Raw genomic sequence first — 22,005 nt, 5'->3', positions numbered from 1 at the left:
TGGCCCCCCACAGGCAGTTCGTATCTGGTAAAGCGACCGTTAGGGGCCAAGTGGTTGCGATAACGTTTCAATCGGCGGGCAATCGTACGACGGCCCGCCGGTGGTAAGAAAACGACAACCGAAGCGATCAATCCGCCGCGATCGGTCCTTGCGGCGGACTGGCACGGCGCGTGAACCAGACGATGATCACCATCGCGAGGCACAGCCAGGCCGAGACGCGGAACAGGTCGGTCGACGCGAGCAGATACGCCTGCGCCACCATCTGCCGCGTAATCGCACCCGCCGCCTGCACGTCGGTCAGCCCCATCCGCGTCAGCGCACCCTGCGCCATCTGGTACGGCGAACCGGTCCCGATCGCTTCCGACAACCGGCTCTGGTGCAGCGTCTCGCGACGATCCCAGGCGGTCGTGATGATCGACGCGGCGAAGCTGCCCGAGGTGATGCGCGCAAAGTTCGAGATGCCCGTCGCCGACGGCAGCCGCTCGGCCGGGATACGGTCGAGCGAAATCGTCAGCATCGCGAGGAAGAACGTGCTCATCGCGATCCCCTGCACCATCAGCGGCAGCATCAGGTCGTAGAAGCTCGCACCCGTCGTGTAGCCCGAGCGCAGGTAATAGGAGTAGCCGAACGACGCGAACGCCACCGTGGCGAGGATGCGCGCGTCGATCTTGCCGCTCAGCCGCGCGACGAACGGCGTCAGGATCACCGCCACCGCGCCCGATGGCGCCGCGACCAGCCCTGCCCAGGTCGCGGTGTAGCCGAGCTGCGTCTGCAACCAGAGCGGCAGCAGCAGCGTGTTGGCGAAGAACACAGCATAGCCGAGGCAGAACGCGATCGTCCCGATCGTGAAGTTGCGGCTCTTGAACAGCGACAGGTTCACCGCCGGGTTGGCGTCGGTCAGCTCCCAGATAATCCAGCCGACAAAGCCGATCGCGGCGACGACCGCGGCGATGACGATGCGGTCGGCGGCGAACCAGTCGTCGTTCTTGCCGAGATCCAGCACGATCTGCAGCGCGCCTACCCAGATCACCAGCAGGATCAGCCCGACCTGGTCGATCGGCAGCTTCCGCGTCGGCGTGTCGCGCTTGCCGAGCTTGTTCCAGCACACGAACGCGCAGAACATCCCGAACGGCACGTTGATTAGGAAAATCCAGCTCCAGTGATAATTGTCGGAGATGTAGCCGCCGAGGATCGGCCCCATGATCGGCGCGACCAGCGTGGTCATCGACCAGATGCCGAGCGCGGTAGAGCGCTTATGGACGGGGAAAATCGCGATCAGTAGCGCCTGGCTGCCGGGGATCATCGGCCCGGATACCGCGCCCTGGAGGATGCGGAAGCCGATCAGCGAGGGCAGGTCCCACGCGATCCCGCACAGGAACGACGCGATCGTGAACAGGAAGACGGACACGCAGAACGTCCGCACCACCCCGAACCGGCCCATCAGCCACCCGGTCAGCGGCACCGCGACGCCGTTAGCGACCGCAAACGCCGTGACGATCCAGGTCGAGTTGTCGCTGGAAACGCCGAGATTGCCCGCGATGGTGGGAAGCGAGACGTTGGCGATCGTCGTGTCGAGCACCTGCATGAAGGTGCCGAGCGCGAGCGCGAATGCGGTGAGGGCTAGCGAGCCGCCGACGAGAGGGGCGGGACCGGCGCCGGAGGGGGCTGCCATCAGGTAGCACTCCGTTCAGGGAGCCAAATCCCAACCAATCCACCACCCCGGCGAAGGCCGGGGCCCAGTTGGGAGACGAGGCTAACGGAAGGCAGCGCGCCGTTACGACCACCTCTCCAACTGGGCCCCGGCCTCCGCCGGGGTGGTGCAGTATGAAGCGCGGTGGGCAGCGACAAGCTTGTTTCCCCGCAAAGGCGGCGACCCAGACTGGGCTCCCGCCTTCGCGGGAGAACAAAGAAGAAGGGACCGGATCCCACTAGCGGCCACCGCACAATCATCACCGGTTAGCCGCAATGATCTGGCGGATCTTCGCATCGACCGCGGCATCCCCCTGCCCAGTCGCAAGCCCCTTGTACGCCGCCACCGCAGGCCGCCCGACCATCGTCCCCGACTTGTCCGCGGTATCGACGATCGCGTTCACCGACAGCCCGACCCGCAGCGGATTACGTCGCAGCCCACCCTTGTCGAGCGCGATGCGCACCGGCACGCGCTGCGTGATCTTGATCCAGTTCCCGCTCGCGTTCTGCGGCGGCAACAGAGCGAACGCATTACCGCTACCCGCACCGAGCCCGACGACATGGCCGTGATACACTAGGTCGTCCCCGTACATATCCGCCGTCACCGTCGCCGCCTGCCCGATCCGCAGATCGCGCAACTGAGTCTCCCGGAAGTTCGCATCGACCCAGACCCGGTCGAGCGGCACCACCGCCATCAGCGGCATCCCCGCCGAAACCTGCTGCCCAAGCTGCACGGTGCGTTGCGCGACGACGCCGTCGATCGGCGCCACCACGTGCATGTGACTCCGCGTGATCGCCGCGCGACGATAGGCCGCGATCGCCGCCAGCACCGCCGGGTTGTTCGACACCGTGGTGCCGACCACGCCGTTGCGCGACTGCGCCTGCTGGCTGCGCGCGAGTTGCAGCGTCGCGCTCGCGACCTTCACCTGGTCCGCGGCATGGCTCAGTTCCTCGCCCGAGATCGCGCCTTCCGCGGCCGCGCCACGACGACGCGCGAGGTCGTTCCGCGCCCGCGCCAGTTCGGCCTCCGCCTGCACGACCGCAGCCCCGGTCTCGTTCACCTTCGAGAAGTCCGACCGCGTAGCCCGTACCGCGCGCGCGAGTTCCGCCTCCGCCGACGCCACGCCGACATCGGCAGTCGCAGCGTCGAGGTCGATCAACGGCTGGCCCGCCTTCACGACTTGCGTATTGTCGGCATGGATCGCGGTCACCTGCCCCGGATCGCGCGCGGTGATCGCCACCACGTCGCCCGCGACATAGGCATCGTCGGTCTCCTGCTCAGGCGCGGCGAGCAGGAAGTGGAACACCGCCCACACGATCGCGCCGATCACGACCACCACGCCGAGGATCGTCAGCGCGCGCTTCCGTGCGCGCGGATTGCCAGCCGGAGCCGCGGCAGGCGCTGGCGTTTGCGTATCGGTCATCGCGTCATCCCCTGAAAATCGTAACCACCACCCAGCGCCAGCACGAGCTGCACGCGCTGTTGCGCGGCATCGGCGGCGAGGTCGGCATCGGCCTGTTCGGCGGCCAGCGTGCGAACATCGTTGTCGACCAGATCGAGCCGGCTATCGAGGCCGCTCGACACGCGGATCGCGTTCAGCCGCCCGGTCTCGGCATAGCCGCGCACCACCTCGCGCTGTCGCTGCCGGTCGGCGTCGAGCGCCCCGATCCGCGCAACCGCGTCCCCCGCCTCGCGCACCGCACCGATCACCCGGTCGTTATAATCCGCGGTCGCCAGATCGAGCGCCGCGGTCGCGCCCGCGAGATCCGCCTTCAACCGGCCATTGTCGAAGATCGGCAGATGGACCGCGGGCCCGACGCCGACCGTGCCCGCATCGAGCGAGAACAGATTGCCGAGCCCGACCGCCTGGAACCCCGCGAGCGCCGCCAGATTGACGTTCGGATAGAACGCTTTGCGCGCAACCTGACGCCCGGCGGCCGCAGCCTCGATCCGCGCCTGCGCAGCCGCGATATCGGCACGTCGCGCGAGCAGGTCGGCGGGCACGGTCTTGGGCAACGGCAACGCCGCATCGAGCCGCAACGCCGTCGCGCCGATCGTCGCCGGGTAATCCGCGCCACGCCCGGCCAGCGCCGCCAGTGCATTCTTCGCGAGCACCTGCGCCGCCTGCGCGCGCAGCAACGCCTGCCGCGCCTGCGCCAGCAGAGTCGTCGCCGCCTGTGCGTCGAGCTTGCTCGCGAGGTTGTTGCGGATTCGCACGTTCACCAGCCGCAGCGAATTCTGGCGCGTAGCGATCGTCCGCTGCGCGATGCCAGCCTGCGCCTCGGCACGTTCGAGATCGATATAGGTCTGCACGACCGCCCCCGACAGCGCCATCCGCGCCGCGGCGACGTCGAGCGAAGCCGCACGCACCGACGCCCGCGCGCCCTCGATCGCGGCCTTCTGGCGCCCGAACAGATCGAGGTTCCAGCTGAGGTTCGCCGCGGTCGACCCGACGAACCGCGTCGACCCGGCATAGGGCGGCGGGATCGTATAGCGACCACTCAGTCGCGCGAGTTGCTCCTGCGCATCGAGCGTCACGTCGGGGCCATTGTCCGCCCGCCGCGTCGACAGCACCGCCTGCGCCTGCGCGACCCGTGCCAGCGCCGCATCGAGCGACGGGCTGCCCGCGAGCGAATCGCGCACCAGCCGATCGAGTTGCGGATCGCCGAACGACCGCCACCAGTCGACCGCGATCACCGGCGCGGCGTCCGGCGCCAGCCCCAGCGCGGTGGCCGATACCGGCTCCACGACCGTCTTCGACGCCGGGATCGCGCACCCCGCGAGCAGCCCTGCCACCGTGATCGGGGCTAGGGCAGTGCCAATCTTCATGCGCGGCGTCCTTCGGTCAGAGCGTCGTCCAGCGTCGTGCGGAGTTTCTGCATCAGTTCGATCAGCTTCTCGATTTCAGCCCGGTCCCAGCCCGTCAGCAGGGTGTTCCAGTATTCTATGATCTTATCGCGACACCGGATCGCGACTGCCTCGCCGTCGGCCGTCAGTTCGAGATTCAGCACGCGCCGGTCGTCGCTCGCCCGCGACCGCGTGACCCAGCCATTCTGCTCCATCGCGTCGACCAGCCGCGTCGTCGCACCCTTGTCATGCGAAAGATCCCGCGCGAGGTCGGCACACGTCGCCGCCCGGCCTGCGAGGATGGACATGAGCGCCGACCACTGCGTCCCCGACAGACCCTCCGCCGCGAACACCGGCTCGATAAGGCTCTGCCCGATCTGATGGATTCGCCGCGCGAGGTAGCCGAGCGAGCAGTCCGGTCCGAATTCCGATTTGGTGTAGAACGCCATTTCATTGCCATGGCAACCATTGCCCAGGCAGTCAATTGCACGTTTTGCATGTTGAGGTGAAGACAGCGGACGTTCGTGGTGTGGCCGCCCGCGGCACAACAGGTCGTCCAAGCGCGCTCGCCCACCCTCCGTCATCCTGACGAAAGTCAGGACCCAGGGTACCGAGGATCGTCCGTCATGGCTCTGGGTCCTGACTTTCGTCAGGATGACGGCGTGGCGACCCGCGACTTGACGCCGACCCGGCCGCGAATACGGAAAAGGGCCACCCGCATGAGCGGATGACCCTTTCGCCATTCCAACGATCTAAACGCCCCCGATCAGAAGCGGATCTTGATCGAGCCCTTGTACGACTGGTTCGACACGTCCTTGCGCTCGACGGTGGTGTCCGCACCGATCGAGATGTCGACGCTGTCGCCGACCAGCGTCAGCCCCGCGCTGATCTCGCCCCAGTTCTTGTCCTGCCCGGCCAGCGCGAACAGTGCGTTCGGGCCGATCCCGCCGACGAAGTTCGCGCCGAACACGCCCGGCGTCGACTGGAAGTCATGGACGTAGTTCGCCGCAGCATAAGGCCGGAACGAACCACTGCCGCTGAGCACCAGCCCGGCGCGACCCTGCAGGCTGTCGAAGCTGTCGCGATCGACGAACAGGGCTGGTCCGCCGCCATTCTCGATCGACTTGCCGAAGCCGATATGGCTCGCGCGCATCGACACGCGCGGGCCGACCTTGAGCATCGACAGGTCGAACGCCTTGCCGAGCCCGACCTCACTGACCACGGTCAACGCATTGTCGGTGCCGCGCAGGCGGTAGCTGGTGCCGACGAAGCCCACATTGCGATCGGTCTTGGCGACGAACGCGCCCGCGCTGAACTGCGTATCGAGGACGATCCCCGATGCGGTCTCCAGCTTGCCGTACAGCGTGCCCTGGAACAGCTCGCCCTTCGCGCGCTGCGCGATCCCGCCGGTCGTTCCGTCGGTATTGGTGTACGAGAACGAGAAGCCGATCACGCCGCCCTCGCCCGCCTGCTTTTCAAGCCCCACAGCCGCGAAGTAACCGTCGAACTTGTCGTGCCCGCCGAACGGATTGGTCCCCGGCATCGACCGGCTCTTACCGTCGATATAGCCACCCGCGATGAAGCCGCTCATGTCGTCGGGCAGACGACCCTGCTGCAAGACGGTGCCGCTCGAGTCGCTCATCGTGTCCTGCCCGCCCGGCAGGTCGCTCGCCATCAGCGAGGCCACCTGGACCGGCTTGCCGATCAACGCGAGCGTACCGCCGAGACCGCCACGCGTGTCGATCTGCGCGATGTGATCCCGGTAGAAGCGCGACATCGTGTCGATCGACGCGACGCCGAGGCTCGACTTGAGCGTCTCGGCCCGCGGCGCAAGGCCCTCGAGCGTCGAGCGGATCGTCGCTGCGTTCTGCAGGTCGAGCGAGCCATATACCCCACTCAGCGCCGCATAGTTGGAGCGATTCTGGTCGAGCAGCCCGGCATAGGCCGACTGGACCGGCGTCGCATCGACGACGTTGCGATACTGACCCGCGAGGATCCGCACCTGCACCGCATTGGCACTGTAGACATAGCTCGGTGTCAGGATCGCGCTGAGCGGGGTCGCCGCACCGAACGCGCCCGTGATGCCGCCCTGTGCGGTCAGGATCGTGTAGAGATCGTTATACCGCACGGTATAGCCGGCGACCGGCGCGAACCCGACGCGACCGCTAAGGCTGACGATGCCGTTGGTCGCGGCCCCTGCCGCGTTGAACGTCGTCGCCGCGAAGGCGAGCTTGTCCGAGGTGCCGTTCGGGCCGAGATCGACCAGCAGGTTGGTGCTGGAGGCGAGCACGCCGTTGCCGCCGATCGTCAGCGTGCCGATCGTCCCCGTCGTGCCGGGTGCGATCATCCCGGCAACGCTGGTGAAGAACGGCGTGTTGATCCGCCCCGAACCAGTCAGCATGCCGGCCAGCATGAAGTAATCGCCGGGCGTCGAAATCACGCCATCGTTCTGGACGACGCCGGTCACCTGGTTGATCGCCATCAGGCTGGTGAGTGACCCTGCCGACGTTACCGCCAACTTCGCCGTGCTGCCCGCGACGGTGAACTTGTCGACCGTCACCGCAGAGTTCAGCGTGGTCGTGCCTGCCGCCGACAGCGTGACGTCGTAATAGCGTGCGCTACGCTGCGTCGTGCGATCGGGATCGATGTTGTTGGGCACGAAATTGCTCGCGCCCGGCAGGCCGTTGGCGAGCGTCGGCGACAGTACCGCCAGTGCTACGGCATCACCGCCAGCGCCAATGCTACCCGCCTGCGCGATGCTCTCCGCGCTACCGCCGAGCGTCGCGATATCCACGCTGGTCTTCTGCGCGATCGCCTCGACGATCTTGCCTTCGCCGACCGAACCCGGTGCGCCCTTATTCGCAACCGCGCCGCCCGCCGTCGCTGCCGTCGTCGTGGTCACGGCGTTGGTCGGAACCGGCTTGCCGTCGACATAGGTGACGTTGGTCTTGATATCGAAGCAGACGTCGATGCCTTCGCCTGGCTCCTGATCGCAGACCTGGCCGAACTTGTTCGCGTCGCCGGCGATCCCTGCGCCGGTGGTGGTCGGCATGCCGTTGACCAGCTTGCCGTCGACGATGATCTGGTAGTTCGGATCGAGCGCGGTCACCCAGTGCGACGCGTCGGTCCACAGGCCGTCGCCCGTCTTGGTCTGCGCATAACGATACGGGTTGTTCGCGGCGATATAGTCCGAGAACAGATAGAGCGGCTGGTAGAAGCTGGTCGTGCCATAGGCGCCGAACGGCTGCGCGTTGAAGAAGCGGTTGCCGCCCGACAGGACGCCGATGACCACCTGCTTGGCGAAGGTGCGGTCGAGGATCAGCGGGCCGCCCGAATCGCCGCCGGCCGTCGTGCCTTCCTTGGCGAGCGGGGCATCCTTGAAGATGTTGAAGTCGTACGGGCTGGCCGCCGCGGTGCCGCGACGAGGATCGTCGAAGTCGAGCTGGTATAGATTCTGTGGGCGGCCGCTGGTCGAGCCGAACAGGAATGCATCGCGGTCATCGAAGGAGCCGAGGATACCGATCGTGTTCTCGGCGATGCGGCGGCGGTAATCGATGCCGTTGGTATCGCCGACGAGCGTGCCACCCTGGCCGCTGCGACCATAGCCCGTGATCGTGACGTGATAGCCCGTGCCGGTGGTGTCGCCGATCGTCGCAGGCGCGGGCAGTGCCGACAGCAGCAGCGCCCAGGTCGGCACGTTGGCCGCCGGCGTATCCAGCGTCGCGATCGCGACGTCGCCCTGCAGGAAGTTCTGCGCGAGACCTAGCTTCAGCGAGTCGGCGTTATAGACGACCTGGTTGACGTTATAGAGGAAGTTGGCGGTGTTGGTCTTGTACTGCTGCGTGTTGACCGCCCCGGTCGCGGTGGTCGGCAGGAACCAGTCGAGCAGGGCCGGACGGTTGTTCTGCTGGAAACCGAACGCGATCGGAATGCCACCGCCTTGTGCACCATAGCCCCACGGATTCTGCGCGCCCGTGCCGGCACCATTCTCGTTCACGCAGTGCGCGGCGAAGATCACCGTGCGTGGATTGATCAGCGTCCCCGTGCACAGGCCGATGCTGCCGCCGCCCGACGATATCGTCATCTGGCCGACGCCGTTCACCCCGTTGCCGGGATCCTGCGCCGTGGTCGGCGTCCCCGGCGCCGAGATCACGATGTTCGGTTCGGACACGACATGGGCGGGGTTCAGCGCGCTTCCATAAGCGATCGCTTCGGGGCGCGGCAGACGATCTTGCGCAGCCGCGATCGACGGCAGCGCCGCCGCGGCGAGCAACGCCGTCGAGGTCAGCAAGGCCGCGCGTGCATGGCGCGATCCGGTGCGTGCGCCGCGCGTGCGCGAGGTAGCGATAGTCGTCACGTTACATCCCCTTGTCCGCGCCACCCGCTCTGGGACGTACGCCAATGTGACGAGGGTATGCAGACCATTTTGGGAACGCAATCAATGACTACGCTTCGTTCCCGTTATTGTAATATTCCGTCGTGAACGTTGTAAAATTGTCACCGCGAGGCCGTTCTGGGCCATTCCATGTTTCACTGCGCCGCGAGCGTTACTGCTTCCTCGGTTGGCTCAGGATTGGGTATTGTCAGGCACCCGCCGGAGGAGTGTCCGCCAGTTCGTCGAGACAATGCGCCAGTAACGCTGCCATCAGGTATCGCTGCTGACCGTCGGCGATCGCTAACGCGTTTTCGATTGCGTCACGGAGAATCTGGGTGTCGTCGGTATTGTCGCCCATGCCCTGTGTTCGGGTATGATGCGACGCCGCGCAATGTGAGAGGTTATCCTCGCCGTTACCAACCTGAGTTAGTATCTAAAATGACAAGATTTTTGCTAGCGTGTCGCAACCGCGATCTGTCATGTTAGCGCATGGCAATCGACACCGACTCGGCCCGCACCGCGGAAAACCTCCTCACGGTACGTGACATGCGCGGGGACATATTTCCCAGCGAGATTTTCGACGAACACGCGTGGAACATGCTGTTGCGGCTGTTCGTCGCCGAAGCCCGTGACGAGGCCATTACCGCACCTGACCTCATAGCGCTTACGAAGACGCCGCCCGCGGTAGGCCAACGCTGGCTCGCCCATCTCGTCGCGGACGCGCAGATCGAGCCCTATTCGGACGGCGGTACGATAGCGCTCACCCGTTCCGCGGTCGATCGCATGAACCTGTTCCTGCGACGCGCAGCCGGCGTCCATCAAAGCGATGGTCCCGCCTGACGCGCCAGTGCACTCGTCCACTCGGCAACGCGAAGGCGGAATAACCGGCCCACGGCACTCCCGCGCCCTTCCCCGATGCGCTCCCCCTTGCTAAGGCCCTCCCGGTAACAGCATTTTTCGCTCGGTCCCCGACGCGCCCGCGTGGCCTATACGGCTGCTTTCCCCTCGGCGCCCGGCGGCCCGACGCCCACGGGAAGGACCCCTATGACTGCCATCGGCCAGGACACCCTCAAGACCCGCACCAGCCTCTCCACCGGCGGCAAGTCGTACGACTATTACAGCCTCGCCAAGGCGTCGGAACAGCTCGGCGACATCAGCCGCCTGCCCTTCTCGATGAAGGTGCTTCTCGAGAACCTGCTCCGCTTCGAGGACGGCGTGACCGTCACGCGCGAGGATATCCAGGCGATCGTCGACTGGCAGAAGGAGCGTCGCAGCGACCGCGAAATCCAGTATCGCCCCGCCCGCGTACTGATGCAGGACTTCACCGGCGTCCCCTGCGTGGTCGATCTCGCCGCGATGCGCGATGCGATGACCAAGCTCGGCGGCAACCCCGAGAAGATCAACCCGCAGGTCCCCGTCCACCTCGTCATCGATCACTCGGTGATGGTCGACGAGTTCGGCACGCCCCAGGCGTTCCATGACAACGTCGATCTTGAATATGAGCGCAACATCGAGCGCTACGAGTTCCTCAAGTGGGGCAGCAAGGCGCTCGACAACTTCCAGGTCGTCCCCCCCGGCACCGGCATCTGCCACCAGGTGAACCTCGAATATATCGGCCAGGCCGTCTGGTCGTCGGCGTCGTCGGGTGACCATGGCGACGGCACGATGATCGCGTATCCCGATACGCTGGTCGGCACCGACAGCCACACGACGATGATCAACGGCTTGGGCGTGCTCGGCTGGGGCGTCGGCGGGATCGAGGCCGAGGCCGCGATGCTCGGCCAGCCCGTCTCGATGCTGATCCCCGAGGTCGTCGGCTTCAAGCTGCTCGGCAAGCTGAACGAGGGCATCACCGCCACCGATCTCGTGCTGACCGTCACGCAGATGCTGCGCGCCAAGGGCGTGGTCGGCCGCTTCGTCGAGTTCTTCGGCCCCGGCCTGTCGTCGATGACGCTCGCCGACCGCGCGACGATCGCCAACATGGCGCCCGAATACGGCGCGACCTGCGGCTTCTTCCCGATCGACGACAAGACGCTCGATTACATGCGCCTTACTGCGCGTTCGGACGAGAACGTCGAGTTGGTCGAGGCCTATGCCAAGGCCAACGGCTTCTGGCGCGACGAGAATGCCGAGGACCCCGTCTTCACCGACACGCTCGAACTCGACATGGGCACTGTCGTCGCCAGCCTCGCCGGCCCGAAGCGCCCGCAGGACCGCGTCAGCCTCAACAAGGTCGACGAGGTGTTCAACAGCGACCTCCACAAGCTGTACCACAAGGAGCAGCCCGCCCGCGTCGCGGTCGAGGGTCGCGAGCATGACATCGGCGACGGCGACGTCGTGATCGCCGCGATCACCAGCTGCACCAACACCTCGAACCCGTCGGTGCTGGTCGCCGCCGGTCTCGTCGCGCGCAAGGCCAACGCACTCGGCCTGAAGTCGAAGCCGTGGGTGAAGACCTCGCTCGCCCCCGGTTCGCAGGTCGTCACCGACTATCTCGACAAGGCTGGCCTGACCGCGGACCTGAATGCGCTCGGCTTCAACCTCGTTGGCTATGGCTGCACCACCTGCATCGGCAACTCGGGTCCGCTGGCGCCTGCGATCTCGGCCGCGATCAACGAGAACGACCTCGTTGCCGCGTCGGTACTCTCGGGCAACCGCAACTTCGAAGGCCGCGTGTCGCCCGACGTCCGCGCCAACTTCCTCGCATCGCCGCCGCTGGTCGTCGCCTATGCGATCAAGGGCACCGTCACGACCGACATGATCGAGACGCCGCTGGGCCAGGGTTCAGACGGGCGGGACGTGTATCTGCGCGATATCTGGCCGACCAACGAGGAAGTCCGCACGACGATGGACGCCAACATCGACGCCGGCATGTTCGGCGCGCGGTACGGCGACGTCTATGCGGGCGACGCCAAGTGGCGCGAGATCGACGTCACGGGCTCGGACACGTACCAGTGGCGCGCCGGGTCGACCTATGTCGCCAACCCGCCCTACTTCGACGGCCTGTCGATGACCCCCGCCCCCGTGCAGGACATCATCGACGCCAAGCCGCTCGCGATCCTCGGCGATTCGATCACCACCGATCACATCTCGCCGGCCGGTTCGATCAAGGCCGACAGCCCCGCGGGCCGCTTCCTGCAGGAGCATCAGGTCAGCAAGGCGGACTTCAACAGCTACGGCGCGCGTCGCGGCAACCATGACGTGATGATGCGCGGCACCTTCGCCAACATCCGCATCAAGAACGAGATGGTCCCCGGCATCGAGGGCGGCATGTCGAAGTACGACGGCGAAGTCATGGCGATCTACGACGCCGCGATGCGCTTCAAGCAGGACGGCACCCCGCTGGTGATCGTCGCCGGCAAGGAATACGGCACCGGATCGTCGCGCGACTGGGCGGCGAAGGGCACCAACCTGTTGGGCGTCCGCGCCGTAATTACGGAGAGCTTCGAGCGCATCCACCGCTCGAACCTGGTCGGCATGGGCGTGCTGCCGCTGCAGTTCGCCGAAGGCACCGATCGCAAGACGCTCGGTCTCGACGGCTCGGAGACGTTCACGATCCTCGACGTCGCGAGCATCCGCCCGCGCCAGGACGTTACGGTCAAAATGACCCGCGCCGACGGGTCGAGCGAGACGTTCCAGACCAAGTGCCGGATCGATACCGTCAACGAGTTGGAATATTTCCTCAACGGCGGCATCCTCCACTACGTCCTGCGCAAGCTGGCCGCGTAAGACTGCCCTACGATCCTCCCCCGCAAGGGGGAGGTGGCGCCGGAGGCGACGGAGTGGGAGGACACGGAACAGAGGTTTCCCCTTCCTCCCCCTCCGTCAGGCAAGCGCCTGCCACCTCCCCCTGGCGGGGGAGGATCGATAGACTTCCAAATCTCAGGTTATTGTCGCGCGTCTCGCGCCGCGATCTCCCGCGCTCCTAGAACAAAAAAAGGCGGGGCGATCGCAAGGATCGCCCCGTAGTTCAGGGAGAAGACCGGGACAGGGGAGACCCGGTCAAATCGCCGTCCACAGGGGGAGAGGGAGCGGCGACGCACTCCCCTTCGCCCCGATATGTTGCAGGGATATGTCGAACGCGGCGAATGACGAACTTTTCACCTGACGAAACCCGAGATCCAAATCCTCCCCCGCCAGGGGGAGGTGGCAGGCGCCAGCCTGACGGAGGGGGAAGATAGGGCAAACCGCTGTTGCGTATCCTCCCCCTCCGTCACCTTCGGCGACACCTCCCCCTAGCGGGGGAGGATTGCAGTTCAGACGGAAAGCGCCCGCCCCGCCACGGCATCCAGCTTCGCCACCAGCGCGGGATCGCGAGCCTCCCGCGCCGTGATGATCGCGCTATCCAGGCACGTATCGATCGGCGAAGCCTCCCGCTCCGCCGGCAACGCGCGCAGCAACGCCATCACCATCGCCCGAGCCTTCGCCGCATTCGCGCCAAGCTGCGCCACGACCTGCGCCACATCGACGCCCGCCTCGTCTTCACGCCAGCAATCGTAATCCGTCACCATGCCGACCAGCGCGTACGGAAGCTCCGCCTCCCGCGCGAGCTTCGCCTCGGGCATCGCGGTCATCCCGATCACGTCGCAGCCCCATTGGCGGTAGAGCCGACTTTCCGCCCGCGTCGAGAATTGCGGGCCTTCCATCGCGAGATAGGTCCCGCGGTCGTCGACCTGCGCGCCCGCCTCACCCGCGGCGTCGGCGGCATAGCGCGACAGACGCGGACAAACCGGGTCCGCCATCGACACATGCGCGACGAGGCCCGTCCCGAAAAAGCTAGACGGCCGCCCCTTGGTCCTATCGATGAACTGGTCGACGACGGTGAAACTCCCCGGCGGCCGCTGCTCGACCAGCGACCCGACCGACGACACCGCCAGCACGTCCGTCACGCCAAGCCGCTTCAACGCATCGATGTTCGCCCGCGCGTTCAGCTCCGACGGCGAGATCCGGTGCCCCCGCCCATGACGCGGCAGGAACGCCACCCCGACATGCCCGACCCGCCCGGTATAGATCGCATCGGACGGCTCGCCCCAAGGCGTCTCAACCGTCTGCCAGCGCCCGTCCTCGATCCCGTCGACCGCGTACAGCCCCGAGCCGCCGATAATACCGATCGTCCAGCCGCTCATTCGGCGAGCGCTCTCGGCCGCGCATAGACGAAGTAGATCACCAGCCCGAGCAGGTTCCACAGCCCGAAATACAGCTGCGTCTTCGAAGGCAGGCTGAAGAAGAGGTACAGGCAGCCGAGGATGCCGATCATGCCGACCAGAGTCGCGGCCGGCGCGCGGAACGTCCGGATCGCATCGGGCGCGCGGCGGCGCATTACCAGCATGCACGCGCAGACCGCGACGAACGCCGCGAGCGTGCCCGCATTGGCTAGCGCGGCGATTTCGGCGAGCGGCAACAGCCCTGCGATCACCGCGACGATCGCCGCCGTGATCCAGGTGATCCGCACGGGAGCGCCGCGCCGCGACACCTTGGCGAGGCTCAGCGGCAGCAGACCGTCGCGTGCCATCGTGAAGAAGATGCGGCTCTGTCCGAACAGGAAGGCAAGCAGCACCGTCGGCAAGGCGATGACGGCCGACGCACCGAGGAAGGTCGCAAACCCCGGCCGACCGATCTCGCGGAGGATCAGCGCGAGCGGCTCTGCGCTGCCGGCAAACCGGGTGTAGGACAGCGCGCCGACCGCAGCGACCGCGACCAGAATATAGATCGCGATGCACGCCACCATCGACCCGACGATTCCGATCGCCAGATCACGGCCGGGGTTCTTCGTCTCCTCCGCCGCCGTCGAGATCGCATCGAAGCCATAGAAAGCAAAGAAGATGATCGCCGCCGCCGCCATGACGCCGCGCTCGGCCCCGTCGGGCTGCACGGCCTTGGGAAAGCCGTAGGGCATGAACGGGTGCAGGTTTGAGCTGTTGAAATAGTGCAGCGCGATGAACACGAACACGGTCAGCGCGATCATCTTCACGCCCACCAGCACCGCGTTGAGCGTCGCACTTTCGCGCGTGCCGAACGACAGCACGCCCGCGACGACCGCGATGATGAAGAGGGCGGGGACGTTGAGGATGCCGCCGAGTTCGGGACTGAGCGTCAGCACCTCGGGAAACCCGAACGCGCCACGCAGCAACGGCGCGGCATAGCCGGACCAGCCGACTGCGACGGTCGAAACCACAAGGGAATATTCGAGGATCAGCGACCAGCCGATCACCCAGGCGATCAGCTCGCCAAGCACGACATAGCTGTAGGTGTACGCGCTGCCCGAGGCGGGAATCATGGTCGCCATCTCGGCATAAGCGAGCGCCGCGCAGGCACAGATCCCGCCGGCGATGATGAAGGAAAGGATGACTGCAGGCCCAGCGAGCCCTGCGCCGACGCCGATCAGCGTGAGGATGCCCGTGCCAACGATCCCGCCGACGCCCATCGCCACGAGGTGCGGCCACGACAAGGTCCGCGCGAGCTGATGCTCGGGCGGCTGCTCGGTGACGATTTTTCGGCGAAACAGACTGGCCACGGATATCCCCTCTTGTTGCGCGGGGAGTGGCACAGGACGGGACCGGGGGGCAAGGCCAGCAGCTAACCACCAACCCCAGCGAAAATCTTGTCCCCGGCGGAGGCCGGGGTCCAGTTGGCAAGGTCATCGTGGCGATGCGCAGCGCAATGTCGGCAGCGTCTCCCAACTGGGCCCCGGCCTTCGCCGGGGTGGTAGAAGGGGTGACGAAATCGAACGGCAGTCCGCTCGTCCTTGTTCTCCCGCGAAGGCGGGAGCCCAGCCTGGGTCCCCGCCTTCGCGGGGACACAAACTAGCTAACGCTGGAACTCAAACGGTGAAGCTTTCCCCGCACCCGCAAGCGCCCTTGGCGTTGGGATTCTGGAACACGAAACCCGCGGTGAAGTCGTCCTCGACCCAGTCCATCGTCGACCCGATCAGGTACAGAATCGACCCGCCATCGACGAACAAGGTCCCCCCCGGCGTATCGATCCGTTCGTCGAACGGCTTGGCCTCGGTGACGTAATCCACCGAATAGGCCAGCCCCGAACACCCACGCTTAGGCGTCGACAGCTTCACCCCGATCGCATCCTCCGGAGCCCGAGCCATCAGGTCGGCGATCCGCGCATGCGCCGTCGCCGTGAGGTTCAGCGCCGCCGGCCGTGCTCGCAATGTCGTCGCCATCATCGTCCTTCCTTCCCCCTCCCGTAAGCGGGAGGGGCCGGGGGTGGGCTCCCGGCCAGCCACTCATAACCGTCGTTCGCGAGGTGAGCGCGTGCCCACCCCCTGCCCCCTCCCGCCTGCGGGAGGGGAAGCAGAAGTTACAGCATGCCCAGCTCGAGCTTAGCCTCGTCCGACATCTTCTGCGGATCCCAGGGCGGATCCCAGACCAGGTTCACTTCCGCAAACCCGACCCCCGGCACCGACCCGACGCGCATCTCGACCTCCGCCGGCATCGACTCCGCGACCGGACAGTTCGGCGTCGTCAGCGTCATCGCCACCACCGCGTGCCCGTCCTCGGTCACCTCGACGCCGTAGATCAGCCCCAGGTCATAGATGTTCACCGGGATCTCGGGATCGTAGATCTCCTTCAGCGCATCGATGATCGCATCGTACACCGCACCACCGGGCTCGCCGGGCGAGTCCACCTGCGGCTTCTGCGCCAGGAATCCGGCAAGATAATCGCGTTTCCGCTCCGCGTCGGAGTCCGTCTCCATCACGACGCGCGCCTTGGGCGGCGATGCGACGGCATCCACTTCCTCGATCTCGAACCGATCGCTCATTTGAAGATCCTCGTTACTCGCTCGATACCGCGCACCAGCGCCTCGACGTCCGCCGGCCCGTTATACACGCCGAAACTCGCGCGCGCCGTCGCCTCGACGCCCAGCGCCTCCATCAGCGGCTGCGCGCAGTGATGGCCTGCACGGATCGCGACGCGCTCCTCGTCCAATATGGTGCCAATGTCGTGCGGATGAACCCCCTCGATCGTGAAGCTCACGATCCCCGCCGAGTCCGCCGGGCCGTACAGCCGCACCGAATTGATCCCCGACAGCGCCTCGCGCGTCGCCGTTACCAGCGCCGTCTCATGCGCGTGGATCGCGCCGAGCCCGATGCTCTCGACATAGTCGATCGCCGCATGCAGCCCGAGCGCGCCGACGATTTGCGGCGTCCCCGCCTCGAACCGTCCCGGCGGCGGCGCGTAGGTGGTCTTGGCGAACGACACCTTGTCGATCATCGATCCGCCGCCCTGGTACGGCGGCATCGCGTCGAGCAATTCCGGCTTGGCCCACAGCACGCCGATCCCGGTCGGACCGTACAGCTTGTGCCCGGAGAACACGTAGAAATCGCAGCCGATCGCCTTCACGTCGACCGTAATCCGCGGCACCGATTGACACCCGTCGAGCAGGATCTTCGCGCCGACCGAATGCGCGATCTCGGTCGCGCGCTTGGCATCGAGCACCGAGCCGAGCACGTTCGAGACATGCCCGAGCGCGACCAGCTTGTGCGCCGGCGTGATCATCCGCTCCATCGCGTCGAGATCGATGCGGTGGTCGGGGGTGAGCGGCAGAACGTCGATCGCGACGCCGCGCGCTTCCGCAATCATCTGCCACGGCACGATGTTCGAATGATGCTCCAGCATGGAAAGGAGAATACGGTCGCCTGCTTTCAACTGCGTCCCGGCCCAGCACTGCGCGACGAGATTGATCGCCTCGGTAGCACCGCGCACGAACACGATCTCGTCGGCCGAACCCGCACCGATGAACCGCGCCACGGCCTTACGCGCCGCTTCGTAAGCAACGGTCATGTCAGCGGACCGCTGGTACACGCCGCGGTGCACCGTCGCGTAGGTCTCGCCATACGCGCGCGTAATTGCGTCGACCACGACCTGCGGCTTCTGCGCGGTGGCAGCGGTATCGAGATACGCCCAGCCCTCCGGGATCGCCGGGAAATCCGACAGGCGATCAAGGGCCTCCCCTCCCGCTTGCGGGAGGGGTCGGGGGAGGGCTTGGTCGAGAACGATACTCATGATGAAGCCCCTCCCCCAACCCCTCCCGCAGGCGGAAGGGGAGCAGAAAGCGCCCGCTCCAGCCACGCATCCGCGTCCGCCACGAAAGCCTCGCGCACGATCTCGTCCGCGATCTGCACGAACGCATCGCCGACGAACGCGCGCGTGAGCAGCGCCTGCGCCTTGGCGTACGGGATGCCGCGGCTCTGCATGTAGAACAGCGCGCGCTGGTCGAGTTCGCCGACCGTCGCGCCATGCGCGCACTTCACGTCGTCCGCGAAAATCTCCAGCTCGGGCTTCAGGTTCACCGTCGCGGTGCGCTGCAACAGCAACCCGCGCAACGACTGCACCCCATCGGTCTTCTGCGCATTGCGCGCGACCTCGACCCGCGCCGCGAGGCTCGCGGTCGACTTGTCCGCCGCGACCGCACGCCAGATCTGCTTGCTCTGCCCGTTCAGCGCGGCATGCCGCACCGACACCGCGCACTCCTGCCGCTGGTCGTTCCGCGTCAGCAACGCGCCGCCATATTCGGCAAACGCATCGTCGCCGGTCACGGTGATCGCCCCATCGATCCGCGTCCCGGCATCGCCCGCGCCCAACACAGTGACGATCAAGCTCGCCTCAGCGCCGATCTCGACCTCGTCGCGCAACGACACGAAGCCATCGACCTGCAGCAACCGAACCGCGCGCGTCAGCTTCGCACCCTTGCCAAGCATCATCCGCGTCGACCGGTTCGACCAGCCAGTCCCGACATAGGTCTCGACCACCGACGCGCTCGCGCCATCGGCGAGCACGATCTCGGCTGGAAGCTGGTTCTCGCCGCCGGTCGCAATGTGGACGATCTGGAGAAGCTCAACGCCGGCGTTCGCATCAACTTGTATCGACCAACCGCTACCCGTGGTGCGACGACCAAGCGCATGCTTGCCGCCATCGATCGCCGTCATCGTGACGTGGCGCAGATCGCTCCGACCCTGATCAAGCACGCCGTCAACGAACAGCGCCCGCGCACCCGGCAGGTCCATAAACCACGCATCGGCGTCCAGCGCGGCGCCGCGGGGCAATCCGGCCGCCGCCGCAATCGCCGCCGGATCACCCCAGCGCCACGATTCCTCGCGCGTCGAGGGAAGGTCGAGCAGCATCGTCACGCGGCGATCCCCACATAGCCTTCGCTCTCGAGCTGCTTGGCGAGGTCCTTGCCGCCCGAGCGGACGATCTTGCCGTCCGCCAGCACATGCACGAAGTCCGGCTCCACGTAATCGAGCAGCCGCTGGTAGTGCGTGATCAGCAGCACAGCCTTGTCGGGCGCGCGCATGATGCGGTTGATGCCGTCTCCGACGACGCGCAGCGCATCGATGTCGAGCCCCGAATCGGTCTCGTCGAGGATCGCGAACTTCGGGTTGACGATGCCCATCTGGACCATCTCATTGCGCTTCTTCTCGCCGCCCGAAAAGCCGACGTTCACCGGCCGCTTGAGCATGTCGTAATCCATGCCGAGCAGATCCGCCTGCCCGCGCGCGAGCTTCAGGAACTCGCCGCCCGACAAAGGCTTCTCGTCCCGCGTCGCGCGCTGGGCGTTCAAAGCCTCGCGAAGAAACTGGACGTTCGACACGCCGGGGATCTCGACCGGATACTGGAAGCCGAGGAACACGCCCGCCGCGGCGCGCTCATGCGCCTCCAGTTCGAGCAGGTTGACACCGTCGAACGTCACCGAGCCCGCAGTGACCTCATAGCCGGGCCGCCCGCCGAGCACATAGCCCAGCGTCGACTTGCCCGCCCCGTTCGGCCCCATGATCGCGTGTACCTCGCCCGCGTTCACTTCGAGCGACAGGCCCTTGAGGATTTCCTTGCCGTCGATCTCGGCGTGAAGGTTTTCAATTTTCAGCATCGAATGTAGCCCAATTCCAAATCTCTAAAATGCGCGGCGCCGACTGCCCCAACCCCATCCCGTCATTCCTGCGAAGACGGGAATGACGGGAGCAAAGGGTCACCCCACGGAGCCTTCCAGCGAGATACCCAGCAACTTCTGCGCTTCCACCGCGAACTCCATCGGCAGCTGCTGCAGCACTTCCCGCGCAAAGCCGTTGACAATCAGCGCCACCGCCGACTCCTGGTCGAGCCCGCGCGACATCGCGTAGAACAGCTGGTCCTCGGAGATCTTCGACGTCGTCGCCTCGTGCTCGATCTGCGCGGACGGGTTGCGGACCTCGATATACGGCACGGTATGCGCACCGCACTGGTCGCCCAGCAGCAGGCTGTCGCACTGCGTGAAGTTGCGCACGCCCTCCGCGGTCGGCGCCACGCGCACCAACCCGCGGTACGTGTTGTCCGAACGCCCCGCCGAAATCCCCTTCGACACGATCGTGGATCGCGTGTTCTTGCCGAGGTGGATCATCTTGGTGCCGGTATCGGCCTGCTGGCGATTGTTCGTCACCGCCACCGAATAGAACTCGCCGACCGAGCCATCGCCGAGCAGCACGCACGACGGGTATTTCCACGTGATCGCGCTGCCGGTCTCGACCTGGGTCCAGCTGACCTTCGAGTTCTTGCCCTGGCACAGCGCACGCTTGGTGACGAAGTTGTAGATCCCGCCGACGCCGTTCTCGTCGCCCGGATACCAGTTCTGCACGGTCGAATACTTGATCTCGGCATCGTCGAGCACGACCAGTTCGACCACGGCGGCATGCAGCTGGTTCTCGTCGCGCATCGGCGCGGTGCAGCCTTCGAGATACGAGACGTACGAACCCTTGTCCGCGACGATAAGCGTGCGCTCGAACTGCCCGGTGTTCTCGGCGTTGATGCGGAAATACGTCGACAGCTCCATCGGGCAGCGCACGCCCTCCGGGATGTAGACGAACGTGCCGTCGGAGAAGACCGCCGAGTTCAGCGTTGCGAAATAGTTGTCACGCTGCGGCACGACCTTGCCGAGCCACTTCCGGACGAGCTCGGGATATTCCTTGATCGCCTCGGAGATCGAGCGGAAGATCACGCCCGCGGCCTCGAGCTCCTTGCGGAACGTGGTCGCGACCGAGACGCTGTCGAACACCGCATCCACGGCGACGCGACGCTTGGGCGTGCCGTCCTCGTTCAACGGATCCTCGACCACGCCGGCCAGCATCTTCTGCTCGCCGATCGGAATGCCGAGCTTTTCGTAGACGCGCAGGATCTCCGGATCGACCTCGTCGAGCGAGCCGAGCTTCGGCTTCGCCTTGGGCTCAGCGTAATAATACGCGTCCTGGTAATCGATCGGCGGCACGTTGAGCTTCGACCAGTCGGGCGCCTCCATCGTCTGCCACAACGCGAATGCCTTGAGCCGCCAGTCGAGCATCCACTGCGGCTCGCCCTTCTTGGCGGAAATAAAGCGCACGGTGTCTTCCGACAGACCTTTCGGCGCGAATTCCTGTTCGATGTCCGAGGAGAAGCCCCACTCGTACGTCTTGTTCGCGGCGGCGTAGGCCTCTGCGTTACGGGTAGCCATCATTCCATCTCCGCCGCGGCGCGGCTCTCTAAAAACTCGGCGATCTCTGCGTCTCTGCGCGAACAGGTACTTTTGCGCGCAGAGGCGCAGAGAGCGCGGAGGAAGGGGTAAGGCGCTGCGCGCGTCATGCGGGCACCTGTGAAAGAGGGGGGTGTAAAACCGGGGTTTGCGAAAGGCTGGCGAGCGACACGCCGGCAAGCGCACCACGGACCGCGCCGTTGACGGCGTTCCAGTGCGGCTTCACCTTGCACGTCTGCTCGACACAGCAATCTTGCGACGCACCATCGACACACGACGTCAGTGCGATCGGACCCTCGACCGCCTCGATGATGTCGGCGAGCGAGATCATCGCGGGTGGTCGCGACAAACGAAACCCGCCACCGGTGCCGCGCGTGCTCTCGATCAGCCCTGCGGCGGACAGCCGGCTCACCAGCTTCTGCACGGTCGGCAGCGGCACGCCGGTCTCCTCGCTGAGCAGCGTCGCGTTCAGCCGCGCGATACCGCCGCAATGACGCGCCGCGGCGCTCATCATCACGACCGCATAGTCGGCAAGGCTGGAAAGACGCATGGTGACTTCGCAAGTCCAATCGGACCGATATGATCCGATTGGTCAAATGGGCTT

At 66.0% G+C, this 22,005-nt stretch carries 17 protein-coding genes; 2 read left to right on the top strand and 15 right to left on the bottom strand.

From position 1 onward, the window contains the following. Window positions 1–127 precede the first annotated feature (127 nt). From AC1ME3_RS12360 to AC1ME3_RS12335, 6 genes are all read right to left on the bottom strand, one after another. Window positions 128–1,672 carry a DHA2 family efflux MFS transporter permease subunit gene (locus AC1ME3_RS12360; protein WP_107962793.1) on the bottom strand — a complete coding sequence of 515 codons (1,545 nt, stop codon included), beginning with the start codon at window positions 1,670–1,672 and terminating at the stop codon, window positions 128–130. 277 nt (window positions 1,673–1,949) lie between these two features. Then, window positions 1,950–3,113 carry an EmrA/EmrK family multidrug efflux transporter periplasmic adaptor subunit gene (locus tag AC1ME3_RS12355; RefSeq protein WP_480953389.1) on the bottom strand — a complete coding sequence of 388 codons (1,164 nt, stop codon included), beginning with the start codon at window positions 3,111–3,113 and terminating at the stop codon, window positions 1,950–1,952. After that, window positions 3,110–4,519 carry an efflux transporter outer membrane subunit gene (locus AC1ME3_RS12350; protein WP_480953388.1) on the bottom strand — a complete coding sequence of 470 codons (1,410 nt, stop codon included), beginning with the start codon at window positions 4,517–4,519 and terminating at the stop codon, window positions 3,110–3,112. Before AC1ME3_RS12350 ends, AC1ME3_RS12355 begins: the two co-directional genes overlap by 4 nt. Beyond that, a complete protein-coding gene (locus tag AC1ME3_RS12345; protein ID WP_056489250.1) occupies window positions 4,516–4,986 on the bottom strand; it encodes a MarR family winged helix-turn-helix transcriptional regulator in 471 nt (156 codons plus the stop codon). The genes AC1ME3_RS12350 and AC1ME3_RS12345 overlap by 4 nt, the downstream gene beginning before the upstream one ends. A 317-nt stretch (window positions 4,987–5,303) precedes the next feature. Then, on the bottom strand, window positions 5,304–8,894 hold the full coding sequence (locus tag AC1ME3_RS12340) for an autotransporter domain-containing protein (RefSeq protein WP_480953387.1): 3,591 nt from the start codon (window positions 8,892–8,894) through the stop codon (window positions 5,304–5,306). A 226-nt stretch (window positions 8,895–9,120) separates the two neighbouring features. Continuing rightward, the gene (locus AC1ME3_RS12335) at window positions 9,121–9,270 is read right to left on the bottom strand and encodes a hypothetical protein (protein WP_480953386.1); all 150 of its coding nucleotides are present in this window, start codon (window positions 9,268–9,270) and stop codon (window positions 9,121–9,123) included. Between the two features lie 131 nt (window positions 9,271–9,401). On the opposite strand from AC1ME3_RS12335, the gene AC1ME3_RS12330 reads away from it, so the two are divergent. Both AC1ME3_RS12330 and acnA read left to right on the top strand, forming a co-directional pair. Next, entirely contained in the window at window positions 9,402–9,752 is a 351-nt protein-coding gene (locus AC1ME3_RS12330) for a hypothetical protein (protein ID WP_480953385.1), read from the top strand. A gap of 204 nt (window positions 9,753–9,956) precedes the next feature. Beyond that, entirely contained in the window at window positions 9,957–12,641 is a 2,685-nt protein-coding gene (gene acnA, locus AC1ME3_RS12325; protein WP_480953384.1) for an aconitate hydratase AcnA, read from the top strand. A gap of 527 nt (window positions 12,642–13,168) precedes the next feature. Here acnA and AC1ME3_RS12320 read toward each other — a convergent pair. The 9 genes from AC1ME3_RS12320 to AC1ME3_RS12280 form a co-directional block, all read right to left on the bottom strand. Beyond that, window positions 13,169–14,038, bottom strand: coding sequence for an S-methyl-5'-thioadenosine phosphorylase (locus AC1ME3_RS12320; RefSeq protein WP_480953383.1), 870 nt, complete (start codon window positions 14,036–14,038; stop codon window positions 13,169–13,171). Further along, window positions 14,035–15,426, bottom strand: coding sequence for an amino acid permease (locus AC1ME3_RS12315; protein WP_480953382.1), 1,392 nt, complete (start codon window positions 15,424–15,426; stop codon window positions 14,035–14,037). Before AC1ME3_RS12315 ends, AC1ME3_RS12320 begins: the two co-directional genes overlap by 4 nt. A 306-nt stretch (window positions 15,427–15,732) precedes the next feature. After that, a complete protein-coding gene (locus AC1ME3_RS12310) occupies window positions 15,733–16,086 on the bottom strand; it encodes a HesB/IscA family protein (RefSeq protein WP_056057673.1) in 354 nt (117 codons plus the stop codon). Window positions 16,087–16,223: 137 nt separating this feature from the next. Beyond that, on the bottom strand, window positions 16,224–16,685 hold the full coding sequence (locus AC1ME3_RS12305) for an SUF system Fe-S cluster assembly protein (RefSeq protein WP_056057670.1): 462 nt from the start codon (window positions 16,683–16,685) through the stop codon (window positions 16,224–16,226). Continuing rightward, entirely contained in the window at window positions 16,682–17,929 is a 1,248-nt protein-coding gene (locus tag AC1ME3_RS12300; protein ID WP_480953381.1) for a cysteine desulfurase, read from the bottom strand. The genes AC1ME3_RS12305 and AC1ME3_RS12300 overlap by 4 nt, the downstream gene beginning before the upstream one ends. Further along, a complete protein-coding gene (locus AC1ME3_RS12295) occupies window positions 17,926–19,047 on the bottom strand; it encodes a SufD family Fe-S cluster assembly protein (protein WP_480955824.1) in 1,122 nt (373 codons plus the stop codon). Before AC1ME3_RS12295 ends, AC1ME3_RS12300 begins: the two co-directional genes overlap by 4 nt. A gap of 2 nt (window positions 19,048–19,049) precedes the next feature. Continuing rightward, window positions 19,050–19,793, bottom strand: coding sequence for a Fe-S cluster assembly ATPase SufC (sufC, locus tag AC1ME3_RS12290; RefSeq protein ID WP_480953380.1), 744 nt, complete (start codon window positions 19,791–19,793; stop codon window positions 19,050–19,052). 99 nt (window positions 19,794–19,892) lie between these two features. Next, window positions 19,893–21,383, bottom strand: a complete 1,491-nt coding sequence (gene sufB / locus AC1ME3_RS12285) for a Fe-S cluster assembly protein SufB (RefSeq protein ID WP_480955823.1) — start codon at window positions 21,381–21,383, stop codon at window positions 19,893–19,895. A 124-nt stretch (window positions 21,384–21,507) separates the two neighbouring features. After that, a complete protein-coding gene (locus AC1ME3_RS12280) occupies window positions 21,508–21,951 on the bottom strand; it encodes an SUF system Fe-S cluster assembly regulator (protein WP_480953379.1) in 444 nt (147 codons plus the stop codon). Between the last annotated feature and the right edge of the window lie 54 nt (window positions 21,952–22,005).

Source organism: Sphingomonas sp. BL2, from assembly GCF_056680015.1.
The sequence above is the reverse complement of the archived record's forward strand: the minus strand, read 5'-3'. Positions and strand labels throughout refer to the sequence as shown.